Source organism: Kineosporiaceae bacterium (assembly GCA_016713225.1).
In the GTDB taxonomy this organism is placed as follows: Bacteria; Actinomycetota; Actinomycetes; order Actinomycetales; family Kineosporiaceae; genus JADJPO01.
Genome location: JADJPO010000003.1, coordinates 115,262 through 130,356, shown reverse-complemented (window position 1 = coordinate 130,356; position 15,095 = coordinate 115,262). Strand labels below are relative to the sequence as shown.

At 70.1% G+C, this 15,095-nt stretch carries 13 protein-coding genes; 8 read left to right on the top strand and 5 right to left on the bottom strand.

Annotation, left to right across the window (positions count from 1 at the left end; translation table 11 throughout):
• Positions 1-2: 2 nt before the first annotated feature.
• The 4 genes from IPK24_11640 to IPK24_11625 are packed head-to-tail and all read right to left on the bottom strand — an operon-like array spanning position 3 to position 3,943.
• On the bottom strand, positions 3-440 hold the full coding sequence (locus IPK24_11640) for a hypothetical protein (GenBank protein ID MBK8076192.1): 438 nt from the start codon (positions 438-440) through the stop codon (positions 3-5).
• The gene (locus tag IPK24_11635) at positions 437-1,039 is read right to left on the bottom strand and encodes a BMC domain-containing protein (GenBank protein MBK8076191.1); all 603 of its coding nucleotides are present in this window, start codon (positions 1,037-1,039) and stop codon (positions 437-439) included. Before IPK24_11635 ends, IPK24_11640 begins: the two co-directional genes overlap by 4 nt.
• 1 nt (position 1,040) lies before the next feature.
• Positions 1,041-2,636 carry an aldehyde dehydrogenase family protein gene (locus tag IPK24_11630; GenBank protein ID MBK8076190.1) on the bottom strand — a complete coding sequence of 532 codons (1,596 nt, stop codon included), beginning with the start codon at positions 2,634-2,636 and terminating at the stop codon, positions 1,041-1,043.
• A gap of 29 nt (positions 2,637-2,665) precedes the next feature.
• A complete protein-coding gene (locus IPK24_11625) occupies positions 2,666-3,943 on the bottom strand; it encodes an aspartate aminotransferase family protein (GenBank protein ID MBK8076189.1) in 1,278 nt (425 codons plus the stop codon).
• Positions 3,944-4,179: 236 nt separating this feature from the next.
• On the opposite strand from IPK24_11625, the gene IPK24_11620 reads away from it, so the two are divergent.
• The 8 genes from IPK24_11620 (at position 4,180) to IPK24_11585 (ending at position 14,059) form a co-directional block, all read left to right on the top strand.
• Positions 4,180-5,793, top strand: coding sequence for an APC family permease (locus IPK24_11620; protein ID MBK8076188.1), 1,614 nt, complete (start codon positions 4,180-4,182; stop codon positions 5,791-5,793).
• Between the two features lie 85 nt (positions 5,794-5,878).
• A complete protein-coding gene (locus tag IPK24_11615; GenBank protein MBK8076187.1) occupies positions 5,879-6,913 on the top strand; it encodes an acetamidase/formamidase family protein in 1,035 nt (344 codons plus the stop codon).
• Positions 6,914-6,916: 3 nt separating this feature from the next.
• On the top strand, positions 6,917-7,411 hold the full coding sequence (locus IPK24_11610; protein MBK8076186.1) for a heme-binding protein: 495 nt from the start codon (positions 6,917-6,919) through the stop codon (positions 7,409-7,411).
• Between the two features lie 29 nt (positions 7,412-7,440).
• Positions 7,441-9,654 carry a propanediol/glycerol family dehydratase large subunit gene (locus IPK24_11605; GenBank protein MBK8076185.1) on the top strand — a complete coding sequence of 738 codons (2,214 nt, stop codon included), beginning with the start codon at positions 7,441-7,443 and terminating at the stop codon, positions 9,652-9,654.
• On the top strand, positions 9,654-10,025 hold the full coding sequence (locus IPK24_11600; protein ID MBK8076184.1) for a diol dehydratase small subunit: 372 nt from the start codon (positions 9,654-9,656) through the stop codon (positions 10,023-10,025). The genes IPK24_11605 and IPK24_11600 overlap by 1 nt, the downstream gene beginning before the upstream one ends.
• A gap of 12 nt (positions 10,026-10,037) precedes the next feature.
• The gene (locus IPK24_11595; protein ID MBK8076183.1) at positions 10,038-11,711 is read left to right on the top strand and encodes a hypothetical protein; all 1,674 of its coding nucleotides are present in this window, start codon (positions 10,038-10,040) and stop codon (positions 11,709-11,711) included.
• A complete protein-coding gene (locus IPK24_11590; protein ID MBK8076182.1) occupies positions 11,692-11,889 on the top strand; it encodes a hypothetical protein in 198 nt (65 codons plus the stop codon). Before IPK24_11595 ends, IPK24_11590 begins: the two co-directional genes overlap by 20 nt.
• Positions 11,890-12,253: 364 nt before the next feature.
• Positions 12,254-14,059 carry a DUF222 domain-containing protein gene (locus tag IPK24_11585; protein ID MBK8076181.1) on the top strand — a complete coding sequence of 602 codons (1,806 nt, stop codon included), beginning with the start codon at positions 12,254-12,256 and terminating at the stop codon, positions 14,057-14,059.
• A gap of 67 nt (positions 14,060-14,126) precedes the next feature.
• Here IPK24_11585 and IPK24_11580 read toward each other — a convergent pair whose 3' ends face one another.
• Positions 14,127-14,972 carry a 2-hydroxyacid dehydrogenase gene (locus IPK24_11580; GenBank protein ID MBK8076180.1) on the bottom strand — a complete coding sequence of 282 codons (846 nt, stop codon included), beginning with the start codon at positions 14,970-14,972 and terminating at the stop codon, positions 14,127-14,129.
• Positions 14,973-15,095: the final 123 nt, after the last annotated feature.

The following is a 15,095-nucleotide window of genomic DNA, read 5'->3' as shown; positions in this document are numbered from 1 at the left end:
TCCTACGACCTGCGTTGCGGGGACGACTGTGACGATGGGGACGACCGGTACGACTGTGACGACTGTGACGACAGGGACGAGGAGTGCGGCGCCGAGCTGCGTTCGATGACCACGCCCAGCACCCGGGCCCGGTCCTTGGCCAACGGGGTGAGCACGGCACGCGGCCCGATCACCAGGCGTGCGCCGTCCGCCGCCGCCGCGTTCACGGCCCGTTCGGTGACGGCGCCCCGCTCGATGTGGTGCGCGGACGACGCGGCGATGCGTCCGGCACTCGGCGCCGCCCCCGGCACCACCTCATGGCCCACGCTGCCACGCACCTCGGCGAGCTCCTCACGAATCACCGTGGCCAACTCCTCACGGATCACCTCGCGCAGCAGCTCGCGCACCAACTCGCGCATCATCGGCTCGCCACCGGCGCCCGGGAACGGAGTCGGGCTCATGCCCGGGCCAACGCCTGCTCGGCAGCTTCGGCTGCGGCACGCACCTCGGACTCCTCACCGGTCAGGTACACCCGCCCGGTGGCCCCGATCATGCGGTAGTCGACCACGGTGATCCGGGCGGCCTTCTCGGCCTCGTTGGTGGCCAGGATGGCGTACGAGGCGGGCTCCATCTCGAGCACGAACATCGACTGCCCGGCCAACGCCATCGAGCCGACCTTGTTGCGGTTGACCAGGAAGGCGTGTTGCCGGTCGATCCGCGACACGATCCGCGAGGCCAGCACCTTCGGGCGCATCGCCTCGGTCGCCGAGGCACCGAGGTGATCGAGCACCGAGCCGGCCGCGGCGCGCACCGATGCGGGTGGCCCGTGCAGTTCGAGATAGCCGAAATGCCGCTCCACGATGAGGATCCCGGCCCCGACCTCGGCGCTCTTCAACGCCACGTCGGTCAGCGGCTCGATGTCCAGACCCGGCGCCACCTCGATGATCTGTGCGGCGTACCCGGCCCGCGGCAACGACCCCTTGATCCAGGTGCCCAGATAGCACATGGTCTGCGGCTGCAGCCGGTCGAGGAAGATGAACGACCTGATCTGAGGTGACATGTCAGCCCTTCACCATCGCCCGCAGTTCCTCGACGATCAGTCGCCGCAGGTGTTCCCGTAGTTCGTCGCCGGCGGGGGTGCCGGAGTCGCCGTGTCCGTGTGCCCATCCGTTCGATGCGCCGGACGAACCGCCCGACGAGGCAGCCGGGTGCGTACCGGACGCCGCGCCGTCCAGGTTGGACGCCACCGGATACGCCGGCACCGGACCTGCCGGTGCCTGCCACGGGGTCATGCCGGCGAAACTCGGCATGACCCCGGCCGGGTCGCTGGCGTAGGCGAGCCGAGTGTCGGCCACCAGGTGTTCGGGGGCCAGGTTGGCGGCCAGCGACGAGCTCCCGACGAACCCGGTTCCGATGGTCATCGTGGGCGCCAGGTTGGTGTGGAAACCGCTGCTGCCCAGGGAGTTCCCGACGTTGACGCTGATCCGCATCACCGGCAGTGCCGCGCCGTAGGCCATCACCGTGGCGGCATCCCGGCTGTGGATCGCGGCGCTGTGGCCCTGCCCGGTGATGCGCAGGACGGCGCGCGCCACGTCGATGCCTCGTTCGGCACTGGGCACGCGGGTCATCGCCAGCACCGGCAGCAGCTTCTCGTGCGCCAGCATCTCCTCGGGGACGACCAGGTCGATCGGGGTGATCAGCACCCGGGTACGGGCAGGCACCCGGATCCCCGCGGCCGCGGCGATCGCGGTGGCCTCGCGCCCGATCCACTCGGTGCGCGGCCGATCACCGTCGAAGATCACGGCCCGGACGGCGTCCGTCTCGGCGGGTGAGGTGACGTGGCCACCCTGGCGCACCAGCGCCTTCTCGAGCGCGTCGGCGATCGACTCGACCACGACCAACACGCTCTCGTTGGTACAGAGGACGGAGTTGTCGAACGCCTTGCTGTCCATGATCGCCGTTGCGGCTGCGGCGGGGTCGGCCGTGGCATCGACCAGGACCGGCACATTGCCCGGCCCCACGCCGAGAGCGGGATTGGAGCTGGAGTAGGCCGCCCGCACCATGGCCGTTCCGCCGGTGGCCAAGATCACCGACACCCGCGGGCTGGACATCAGGGCATCGACCAGCGGGACCGACGGTTCGGTGACCACTTGGACGCACCCGTCAGGCGCCCCGGCCGCCACCGCGGCCTCGCCCATGATGCGCGCCGCCTCGGCACAGACGGCCGCCGCGAACGGGTGCGGGGAGATGACGATGGCATTGCGCGTGAACAGCGCGAACATGATCTTCGCGAAGGTGGTGGCCACCGGGTTGGTCGACGGTGTGAGCGCCAGGATCACCCCGGCGGGCCGGGGCAACCGCACGATCTTGGCCTGCTCGTCGACCTGTGGGCTGACGTAGTCGTGGTCACCGTAGGCCTGCCAGAGGCCCAGCGAACACGACTCGTTCTTGATGACCTTGTGCTCCACGACGCCGAAACCGGTCTCCCGCACCGCCGCCTCGGCGAGATCACGCGCTGCGGCGGCGCCGGCCCGGGCCGCGGCCTGCGCGATCCGCCGCACGGTGGCGATGTCGTAGCGAGCGAAGGCCCGCGAGGCCCACTCGGCGCGCTCGATCATGGCCAGTGCCCGGGGGGTTCCGCCGGGCGCCAGCGGCATCGCGGGCATCGGGGAATCGCTCTGAGGGCTCATCGCCGTCCTCCGGTTCGCCCTGGTGCCCGAACGGCCTCACGACCGACCTCGCGGCCGGCGTCGCGGGCCGCCTGCGCGATGCTGACCGCCGTCCGGTCGAGCAGTTCCTCGGCCAGTTCGGGCGACATGAGAATGCCCGGCTTGTACTGCAGCACCCGCGGATCGAGCGTGGAGAAGATGGCCCACACCCCGTTCTCGTAGAGGTGTTTCATCACGTACTTGGCGCCCTGGGGGTCGGCGAACTCCAGACCGAAGATCACACCGTTCTGCCGGATTCCGACGAACCAGTCCGGGCAGGAGTCCTGTATCCGTCGCAACCCGGCGCCGATCACGTCGCTCAGGTAGTGCACCCGGGACCGGGTCTCGGGGCGGGAGGTGATCTCGAGGGTCTTCAGCGCGGCGATGCACCCGAGCTCGGCGCCGCCGAAGGTCGAGATGTGACCGAAGCCGTCCTCGGTCAACCACCCGGCACTGCGCTCGTTCACCAGCACACACGCGATCGGGTAGAGGCCGCCGGAGATGCCCTTACCGGTCACCATGATGTCGGGCGTGATGCCCTCTTTGGTGATTCCCCACAACTCACCGGTACGCATCAGCCCGGTCTGCACCTCGTCGGCGATGTAGAGGGCGCCGTAGCGTTCGCACAGCGCCTTGACCGCGCGCAGGTACCCGGGGTCCGGTAGCGGGAAGCCGTACGTGGCCGGGATGGTCTCCATGATGACCGCGGCGATGTCCCGGCCCGAGAGAACCTGCTCCATGGCGGCCAGGTCGTTGAACGGCACGTGGGGGAAGTCCTCCGGCGAGTCCGCCAGGAAGAGCTGGGAGAACCGCTCGTCACCGGTCCCCACGGCCAGACCGGTGTGGCCGTGGTAGGCCTTGACGATCGAGACGATCTTGCGCTTCTGCGTGGTGTGGCGGGCCGTCTTGAGGGCGATGTCGATCGCCTCGCCGCCGCCCGAGCCGTAGATGACCTTGGTCAAGCCCGGCGGGGCCGAGGCGATCAGGGCCTCGGCCAGAGCCGTGCGAGCCAGCGAGGGAAAGTGGTGGTTGCCGATGTCGAAGTGCTGCATCGCGGTCGAGACGGCGTGCACCACCTCAGGGTTGCGGTGACCGAGGTTGTAGGTTCCGCCATTCAGGTGAACGTCGATCAGGCGCTTGCCCGTCATGTCGTAGAGGAAGTACTCCTCACGACGGTCGATGACCAGCGGCACCCCGGAGTCGATCCAGAACTGGGTCTTGCCCGGGTTCCAGAACTCCTTGGACTTGCGCAGCATCTCGTCCTTGGACGCATACGAGAACAGGCCGTAGTCGAACTCGGCGCCGCTGGAGGGGGTTCCCGTCACGACGCTGGACTGTACCAAAGCACAGTCCAAAGACAAGGTCTGGTTTTTTCGGGGACGTTACAAGTTGAACCAAAGGCTTGTCGGCGGCACGCGGCCCGGTCATACTCCTCGCCAACCTGACCTGCTCCCCTGGGTCCCCTCAGAGCTCTCGGCCAGAAAGGTGAGCCATGAGTACCAGCCACCTCGGTGACGGCGTCCACCCGTCCCCCGGCGACCACCAACCGATCGGTCAGGACAGTGCCCGACTCAAGGCCGGCGCCGTCGGCCTGATCGGCGTCCTGTTCATGGCGGTTGCCAACGCCGCCCCCATCACGGCGATGAGCTTCAACGTGCCGATCGCCGTCGGCTACGGCAACGGCATCGGCGTGGCCGGCGGGTACCTGTTCGCCACCATCGTGCTGACCATCTTCACCATCGGCTTCGTCGCCATGGCCCGCTACATCACCACGGCCGGCGCCTTCTACGGCTTCACCGCGCATGGTCTGGGTCAGCTGCCCGCCATGGTGACCGGGCTGCTGGCCACCGTGGCCTACGTGATCTTCGAGGCCTCGCTGATCGGCGGCTTCGCCTACTTCGCCTCCGAATACGTGTTCAAGCCCGCCGGTCTGGATGTTCACTGGATGCTGATCGCCCTGATCGGCATCGTGGTGATCGCCCTGATGACGTACTACTCGATCACCCTGGCCGCCGGCGTCCTCGGGGTAACCCTGGTCGCCGAAGTGGTGCTGCTGCTCTCACTCGGCCTGTCGGTGCTCATCAAGGGCGGCCCCGACGGCTACCTGGTCACCGACACCGTGTTTCCCAACAACGCTTTCGAGAACCTCCCCGAGGGGGCCTTCGGCACCGGCGTCAAGGTCGGAACCGCCGCGATCGGCATCTTCTTCGCCTTCTGGTCCTGGGTCGGCTACGAGACCACCGCGGTCTATGGCGAGGAGTCCAAGAACCCCAAGCGCAATGTCCCGCTCGCGACTCTGATCGCTGTGATCGGCCTGGGAACCTTCTACACGTTCATGTCCTGGTTGGTCGTGGTCGGCAACGGCAGGGCGGCCGCCGTCGAGGTATCCGCCGGTGCCGCCCCAGTCGACCTGTGGCTGAACCTGGTCGATACCAACCTCGGTGGCGTCATGACCGACATCTACAAGGTGCTGCTGGTGATCGGGTCCTTCGCCTGCGCCATGGCCTTCCACAACGCCGCGGCCCGCTACCTGTACGCCATGGGCCGCGAAGGCGCCTGGTCGTGGATGCGCAACTCCCTCGGCGCGGTGAACGTCAAGCACGGTTCGCCCGCGGTGGCCTCGTTCGTCCAGTCCGGCATCACCGTGCTGCTCTGCCTGCTGTTCCTGCTCTTCACCGACGTCAAGGTGGCGGATGAGGCCGGCACCCTGGTCTCGACCCCCGACCTGGTTCCGTACGTGAACGTCTACGGCGTCCTGGCCCTGATCGGCACCGCCATGGTGCTCATCGTGCAGACGATCACCTCGGTCGCGGTGATCTGGTACTTCTGGGTCAAGAAGGTGCACACCGGCAACGTGCTGACCACACTGGTCGCGCCCCTGGTCGGTGCGGCGGGCATGCTGTACGCACTCAGCCTGCTGTGGTCGAACCGCAAGTTCGCCGCGGGTCTGGCCGCCGACAGCAAGGTGTTCCAGTTCATGCCGTACTACGTGATCGGCCTGTTGATCCTCGGCGTCGGCTACGGGCTGTACGTGAAGTCGGCCAAGCCCGAGATCTACGACCTGATCGGCAAGACCACCATGGAAGAGGCGCACGAACGCGCCTGACCCCAGACGCCGTGGCGGGCGATCACCTTCCCCCTCGAGGGGTCGCCCGTCACGGCCCCGTGGCTGAGATCCTCCGGAGGTGCCCATGGAATCGAGCCGGCCCACCCTGCGCTGGGAGCCCGACCCGGACGCCGATCCGGCCGGCTACACCTACACCTTCGGCGGCATCGCGCCGGTCGCCCAGGTCGACCCGGGCACGCTGGTCTCCACCTGGACCATGGACTGCTTCGGCGGTCGGGTCCGGGCCACCACCGACCTGGCCAGCCAGGTTTGCGACCCCCGCATGCTCAACCCCCAGTCGGGCCCGTTCTACGTGACCGGTGCCCGCCCCGGCGACACCCTCGCCGTCCACTTCGTCTCGATCACCCCGCGCGAGGGTTGGGGAGTGAGCAGCACGGTGCCGTTCTTCGGCTCACTCACCGCCACCCCGACCACGGCGATGCTGCACTCGGCCCTGACCGAACGGACCTGGATCTACGAGATCGACACCCACGAACAGGTGGTGCGCTACCTGGCGGCGGACACCCCGTTCAGCGCCACCCTGCCGCTGGACCCGATGCACGGAACCGTCGGCGTGGCACCGGCTCTGGGCGAGGTGCGCTCGTCGCTGGCCCCCGGCGACTGGGGCGGCAACATGGACACCCCCGAGATGCGCGCCGGCGTCACCTGCTACCTCGGGGTCAACGTGGAGGGTGCGATGTTCAGCCTGGGTGACGGCCATGCCCGCCAGGGTGAGGGCGAGACCTGTGGCGTGGCGGTGGAGTGCGCCATGGACACCAGCGTCCTGCTCGACCTGCTGCCCGGCCACCCCACGCCCTGGCCGCGCCTCGAGAGCGACGACTTCCTGATGACCACCGGCTCGGCCCGGCCGCTCGAGGACGCCTTCCGGATCGCGCATCAGCAGATGGTCACCTGGATCGCCGAGCTGACCGGGCAGAGCGTCCTCGATGCCTACCAGTTCGTCTCGCAGACGGCGCTGACCCCGGTGGCCAACGTGGTCGACACCAACTACACCGTGGTGTGCAAGGTGGCCAAGGCCTACCTGCCGGGGGTCGTGGCCATGAACGGGCTGCACAACCGCCTCAGGACGCAGGCCGCCCGCGCGACAGCGGGGCGCTGACTCATGCCTCACCACACCAGGTTCGAACTGGATCTGCCGCTGGCGCAACGGATGACGACCGCCGCTCGGTCAGCCGCTCAGAGCGTGGACGCGCTGGTTTCCGTGGCCGTGGTCGACGGTGGCGGGCACCTGATCTGTTTCGAGCGCATGGACGGGGCCGAGATCGCCGGGCCCGTGCTGGCTCGTGACAAGGCCTACACCTCGGTGGCACACCGGATCGCCACTGCTGAACTGAACCCGCTGGTTGCCCCCGGCGCCGACCTGGCCGGCATGAACTCCGCGGACGGCGGGCGCTACGTCGCCTTCGCCGGTGGGCTGCCGCTGTGGGACGGTGACCGGGTGATCGGTGGCATCGGCGTCAGCGGCGGCACCGCCGCCCAGGATGCCGCCGCCGCCGAGGCCGGTGCCGCCGTCGCCGAACTCGCCCGGGTCGGGCCGGGTTTGCCCGCGTCTGCCGGGGCAAACCCGGCCCGATCCGGTCAGCTGGAGTCCTCGTGAGCTCACAGCCCATCGGGCGATTCCGGTTCATGGACGCCCAGGACGTCAACCTCGACGGCTTCGCCGTGCCCGACGCCGGCCTCGGCCTGGTGGCCTTCGACTCGCCCGCGGACCCGGTGCCGTCCTTGGTCATCGAGAACGGCCGCGTGGTCGAGCTCGACGGACGCCCCCGGGCCGACTTCGACGTCATCGACGCCTTCATCGCCACCCACGGCATCGACCTCGACACGGCGCCCGAGGCGATGGCCATCGACGAGACCGCCTACGCCCGCCTGCTCATCGACCCGAGTGTGCCCCGCGCCGAGGTGGTGCGACTGGCCGGCGGCATGTCCCCGGCCAAACTCGCTCGGGCACTGGGGGTGCTGCGGCCGGCCGAGCTCGTCATGGCGATGACCAAGTGCCGTGCTCGGCGCACGCCGAGCAACCAGGCCCACGTCACGAACCGCTCCGACGACCCACTGCTGCTGGCCGCCGATGCCGCCACGGCCGCGGCCTTCGGCTTTCGCGAGATCGAGACCACGGTGCCGGTGCTGGGCGATGCTCCGTCCAACGCCGTGGCGGTGAGCATCGGCGCCGCGGTGAGTTCACCCGGGGTGTTGGTGCAGTGTTCGGTCGAGGAGGCGCTCGAACTCGAACTCGGCATGCGTGGCCTGGTCTCCTACGCCGAGACCGTCTCGCTCTACGGCACCGAACAGATCTTCGTGGACGGCGACGACACCCCGTGGTCGAAGGCGTTCCTCACCTCGGCCTACGCCAGTCGCGGCGTGAAGATGCGGGTCACCTCCGGCGGCGGCGCCGAAGCGCTGATGGGCGGCGCCGAGGGCTGTTCGATGTTCTACCTGGAGGCCCGCTGTGTGGCGCTGGCCCGCGCGATCGGGGCCCAGGGGGTGCAGAACGGCGGCATCGACTCGGCCGCCGTGGCGGGTTCGGTACCCGGCGGCGTCCGCTCGCTGATGGCCGAGAACCTGATGGTCATGCTGCGCGGACTCGAGGCCTGCACCGGCAACGATGCGCTGATGAGCGAGTCCGACGTACGCCGCACCTCGCGCACGCACCCGATCTTCATCGCCGGGTCGGACTTCATCTGTAGCGGGTTCGGCTCGATCCAGCGCTACGACAACATGTTCGGCCCGAGCCAGTGGAACGCCGAGGACCTGGACGACTACCTGGCGATGCAGCGCGACTGGGGCGTGGACGGCGGGTTGCGCACTGCCGTCGAGCCGGACGTCGCGCGGTTGCGCGAGCGGGCGATCGACGCCGTCCGCTCGGTGTACCGATTGCTCGGGCTCGCCGACTTCGGCGACGACTGGGCCGCGCAGGCACTCGATGCCGCAGGGTCCAAGGATGTGCCGAGTGCCGATCTGATGACCCCGTTGGCGGCCTCGGGACTGATCCGCGATCTGCCGATCACCATGCTGGACGTGATCGATGCGTTGGCCGAGACCGGCTTCGAGGTCGAGGCCGAACGGATGCTGGCCATGTTGCGCGAGCGGGTGCGCGGTGACTACCTGCAGACGGCAGCCATCTTCGACGAGCAGATGCACGTCCTCTCGGCCGTCACCGATCCGAACGACTACGCCGGGCCCGGCACGGGGTACTCCCCCACCCCGGCGCGGCAGGCCGAGATCGATGGCATTCGCCAAGAACGCTCGGTGGGCGACATCCGGCAGGAACAAGAGCGCTGTCGCAGTGAGGCGTTGCAGGTGACGGCGCCGTCCGCCGAGGTCGGGCACGACCCGCGCGAGGTGGTGATCGGGCTGTCACCGGCCGCCGGGCGGGCGATCTGGCGCACGCTGAGTGGCCTGACCGTCGTCGAGGCACTCGACGAGCTGCTGGCCGGTCTCGAGGAGGAGGGCTGCACCGCGCGACTGGTGCGGATCAACGACAGTCTCGATCTGGGCCGGATCGGACTCACCGCGGCCCGGCTGGCCGGCTCGGGCATCGGGATCGGGCTGCAGGCCAAGGGAACTGCGCTCATCCACCGACGCGATCTGGCACCGTTGGCCAACCTGGAGCTGTACAGCGTGGCACCCACGTTGACCCGAGCGGCCTACCGTCGTCTCGGCATCAACGCCGGCCGCCACGCCAAGGGGGCGACCCCCGAGCCGGAGCGAAACCCCTACAGCGACGAGGCCATCGAGGCGCGCTACCACACCACGGTGGTGTCGCTGGTGGCGATCGAACGGTCGTGCGTGATCGCCGGGGCGCCGGTCGACACCATGACACTCCAGCGGGAGGCGTGATGGAACGGACAGAGCAGGTGCGCGCACGGTCGGGCACGCCGGTCGAGGACATCACCCTGGACGGCGTGCTGGCCGGCGAGGTCAGCCTCGACGACATCCGGATCCACCCGGACACGCTGATCGCCCAGGCAGAGGTCGCGACCCGAGCGGGCAATCCCCAGCTGGGAGAGAACTTTCGCCGGGCGTCCGAACTGACGGCGCTGACCGACGAGCGCGTGTTGGCGATCTACGAGGCGTTGCGCCCGCATCGGTCGAGTGCGGCGGACCTGGAACGGATCGCGGCCGAACTCGACGATCTCGGCGCCGCCCGCAATGCCGCCCTGGTGCGCGAGGCAGCCACGGTCTACCAGGCGCGCGGCCTGTTGCGGTGAGCCGGTGATCAGGTGCTGATCGCCGGAGTCGACATCGGCAACGCCACCACCGAGATCGTCATCGCCGAGGCGGTGTCGGGTGCCGCCGGCGGTGAGCTCCCCCAGCCGGTCGCGTGGGACCGCCGTCCGACGCGCGGGGTCAAGGGATCGCTCGAGGCGTCCACGGCCGCAGCACGCCTGCTGGCTCGCATGGAACGACGCCTCGGACGCAGGTGTGACCGGGTGCTGATCACGCCGCAATCCCCGGCCCACACCCTGACCGTCACGCTCGACAGGGTCGCTGAACCCACGGGTCGTCTGATGCTGCTCGCCGCCGGATCGGTGACTCCCGCCGGGCAGGGTTACGTCGACGGTCGGCCGGTCGATCTGGACGACGATCCCGAGGCGTTCGCCGCGCGCGCCGCCGCGTCCGGGCGACCGGGGTCCGACATCGCGGTGGTTCTGGTCGCGCGAGACCCACTCGGATTCCGCCGCACGGCACAGCGGGTTCGCACCTGGCTGGATGCCGGGGTGAGCGTGACCGGCGTCCTGCTCGCCGGGGACGAGGCCCGGCTGGTCGCCTCCCGGCTGCCGCAGCCGCTGCCGATCGTCGACGGGGTCGATCCCGAGACCGCGCTGGCCTGCGCGCGGGTGGTGGTCGAGGTGGCCCCGCCCGGCGGCGTGGTGACCACGGCGGTCGAGGCGATCCGGTTGGTGCGCGATCTGCAGCTGGACGACGCGGAGCACGTCCACGCCGCCGCTCTGGCTCGACGGTTGCGCGGTCAGGGTGCCGTCGCCGTCGGTGTCGGCCCGCCGAACGTCGCGGTCCCCTCGGACGCCGCACCGTCCGCGATGTCGAGCCTGGCGGACGACGCGTCGGCCCTCGTCGACACCCTCACCTTCACCGACGGGGTCACCGTGCCACTGGACGGCGCGGTGGCCGCGTTGCGTAGCCGCCCGGTGGGATCGCTGCGCGACGTCCGATGGGCGGGCCGGGAGCCCTCGGCAACGCGGGATCTGTGGCTGGTCGATCCGGCCGCCGAACCCCTCGCCGGGGTGTTGGCGGGCCTGCGTGAGGATGCCGCGGCGGCACAGCAGGTGAGCCTGTCGATGTTGTCCGACCCCGATGCGGTGCGGGCGTGGCCCGAGGCCTTCGATGCCCCGGGACGCCGGGTCGAGGTGGTCGGCAGCGAGCCGGCGGCGGCCAGGGCCGGGGCGCTCACCACCCCTGGCGCACGCCGCGATGCCCTGGTGCTCGACCTGGGCGGCGGCACCATCGATCTGGTCGGGGTCGCGGACGGCGCAGTGCTGGGGCCAGGAACGGTGTCCGTCACCGGATCGGTCACGGGATCGGTCACCGCACGCCGGATCGGGCGAGCTGCTCACAGCGGCCGTCGCCCGGGCGCTCGGACTCTCGTCGGGAGCTGCAGAATGGGTGAAACGCGCTGCGGCCGTGAGGGTCGAGTCGGCGCACGTGATCGCGGACGAGGCGGGTGGGCGGCACTTCCGGGACCAGGCCGCCGCCACGGGAACGGTCGGCCGGTTGGTGGTTCCCGGACCGGCGGGCGAGTTGCCGTTCGGCGGTGCGTTGACGCCGTCCCAGTGGCGCGCGATCCGGATCGCCCTGCTCCGAGCGGTGTTCGGCGACAACGTCCGCCGCGCGGTGGCCACGGTCGGCGGCCTCGGGGTGAGGTCGCCCCAGGGTGAGCTACCCGCTCTGTTCGGTGACCGCGACGTGCTGCTGGTGGGCGGGCCGGCCGGCAGCGACGAGCTACCCGCCGTCCTGGCCTCGGCCCTACCCGGTGCCACGCTGGGCCGGGCCGATGTCGCGGGTCGATTGGGCCACCGCTGGGCCGTTGCCTACGGGTTGCTGCTGCTCGGATGACGCCGCCCGGTTGACGCAGTGAGCGTGAGCAGTGTTCAGGTGGCACTGCTCGGAAGGTCGCTGTCGTTGCGAGCCGGTCATCTCGTTCCGGGCATCTTGGCAAAGTGACCCGTTCCACAAGAGTCATTCTCCTGCAAGGGCTTTCATCGCCGATTGACGCGGCTTGATTGTCGGTGGTCGCCCGTAGTGTCCGAGTCATGGACCCGGAGCAGACCCCCACCCCGGACGGCGAGCCCGCCGCCGGGAACAGTGCTCCCGGGGACAGTGGTCTGCCCAGCCCAGGAACAGTGATCTGCCCAGGAACAGTGATCTGCCCGGTATCTCGGACGGCGACGCCGGAGCGCTCGGGTTGGGTGCCTGCCCGGTGGCCGCCGTGCTGGATGCGGTCTCGGCTCAGGTCCGCCCCCTGCAGACCGCGCCCACCCTGACGCTGTCGGACGGCGAGCTGCGCGACGCGCTCATCGCGGCCCACCGGGTCGCCAACCAGGTCGAGGCCGCGGTACTGCACCTGGTGCGGGCGGTGGATGACCGGCCGGAAGCGATGCCGACCTGCGCACCCGGCAAGGTCGCCGCCACGTTCCTGGTCCATGCGCTGCGCATCGATCCCGGCACCGCGGCCCGCGACGTCGCCGCCGCCCGTGCCCTGGACCAGGACGGCGCCGGGGTCGGCGTCGACACCGGAACCGACGGATTGGGTCCGGACGGCGCCGCCACGTTGGGGTTACCCGAAGTCGGTGCGGCGCTGGCGGCCGGGGACATCTCGCGTCGTCATGTCGATCATGCCACCGGGTGCCTGGGGCGCATCGACAAGGACGTGCTCACCCACATCGACCCGGACGGGATCTCCGGGGTCCAGCGGGTGGACGAGTTCCTGGCCGAGATGGCCCGCAAGCACGCCCCACACGTGTTCCGGCGGCTGTGCACCCAACTCGAAGAGGCGTTGAACCCCGGCCAGGGGTTCGACCCGAAAGCCCACGAGAAGCGGTACCTGCACCTGGGCACCGACGCCAACGGCATGCTCATCGGCCGGTTCGCGCTCTCGCCCGCGGACGGGTTGATCGTCCGGAACGTGATCCACGCGTTGAGCAAACCCACCAAGGCCAGCACGACCACCGACACCGCGGACGCTGCGGCTGGTGAGGACGGGCAGGTGCAAGGTGAACTGCCGCTGCGTGATCCCCGCACCGCGGCGCAACGCCGGGCTGACGCCTTGACCCAGCTGGCCCGTCTTGCCCTGCACCGCGGCACCGACCCCGACGCAGACACCGGTAGCGGCAGCGGCAGTGGCAGCGAGGGAGATCCATCCGCCGAGGCTGCAGCGCCCAGCGACAACCACACCCCGACAGCCACCACCGCCAGCCCCGCCAACGACACCAGCAGCGGCGACGACATCGGAAGCGGCGGCCGCGACGACGTCAACGGCAACGACAGCGGTAGCGGCGAAGACGACGGCTCAGCGACCGCTGGACGGACCACCACTACCAGCCAGGCCGCCCCACTCACTACCCGGCGCACGCCCACCCCGCCACCGTCCACCGGCGTGCACATCTCGCTGATCGCCACCCTCGACCAACTCACCGCCGCCCTCCACCCCGCACCCGCCCCCGGCACCGGACTCGGCAGCGACCTCGGACCCGGCGGCGGACCCCTACCCCGCCACGTCCTGGCCCAGATGCTCTGCCAGAGCCTGATCTCCCCCACCATCCTGGACGGCGACGGAGCCGTCCTGGCCCAGGGCCGAGCCCAACGCCTGGCCACCCCCGCCCAACGCCGCGCCGTGTTCGCCCGAGACCGCGGCTGCATCATCCCCGGCTGCACCGCGCCACCGGACTGGTGCGACGTCCACCACGTCACGCCCTGGGCCGAGGGCGGGTTGACCGACGTCGAGGCGATGGCGTTGACGTGCGCACGCGACCACACCGCCGTCCACGCCGGGATCTGGACCATCACCATGATCAACGGCGTGCCCTGGGTCATCCCCCCACCCTGGATCGACCCCCACCAACGACCCGTCCGCAACACCCTCCACGACGACGAGGCCCGCGCCTGCGCCCTCGCCCGGCACCTCGGCGACCAACTCGCACTCGACCTCGATCAAGGCCGATCGAACAACCAACCTCCGCAGGCCAGCGGTCTCGGACCTCATCCCACCGAACAGGACCCACCCTGATGCGTCGTGAAGGGCTGATGCGTCGTGAAGGGGACCGACGATGAGCAGTGAACAGACGAACGGCGGGCTACCGCACCGGCCCGGCGACGATGTTGACCAGTGGGCGTCCGGCGGCGAAGCGTTCCACCTGGTCGCGCAGCAGCGCCCGCGCGCGAGGCGGAAAGGCCGTGGTGTCGCCACCCACGTGAGGGCTGATCAGCGTGTTGGGGCTGCGCCACAACGGGTGATCGGCGGGCAACGGCTCGGGATCGGTGACATCCAGCGCCGCGTACAGCCGGCCGTCCGCCAGGGCCTCGACCAGGGCATCGGTCACCACGACGGGCCCCCGCGCCACGTTCACCAGCAACCCACCGTCCGGCATGCTCGCCAAGAACGCCGCGTCCACCAGACCGCGCGTCGCCTCGGTGAGTGGACAGGCCAGGATCACCACCTCGTGCTCCGGCAGCAACGCCGCGAGCTCGTGCACCCCGTGCACGTGGCCGCGCTCGTCGTCCCGCGCCCGGCTACCCACGCGCGTGATGCTCACCTCGAACGGAGCCAACCGATCGGCGATCGCCTCACCCACGTTGCCGACACCGATCAGCAACACCCGCCGGTCGGCCAGAGCCGGGCGAGTGCCACCGAGCCACCGTCCCTCGGTCTGTGCTCGCGCGAACTCGCCGATCCCGCGCAGCACCGACACGGTCAGGGCGACAGCCAGCTCGGCGGTGGAGGTGTCGTGCACGCCCGCGGCGTTGGCCAGCGTCACCCCCGGCGGCACCAAGGGCAGCACCGCCTCGTACCCCGCGGACAGCAACTGCACCACCTGCACCGAGGGCAACGCCTCGAGCCGATGCATCACCGACGCCTTGCCCATGTACGGCAGCACGACGACCGACGGCGGCTCCAGACCCGACGGGTACGGCTCGCTCATGCTCCAGAGCACCAGCTCCGCCGGCGCCGAACCCGCCGGCCACAGGTCGAGCCACCGTTCGTCCGGCACGGTGACGACCGGCCTCGCCGTGGCGGGCCAAACCTCGGGAACCACGACGAAACG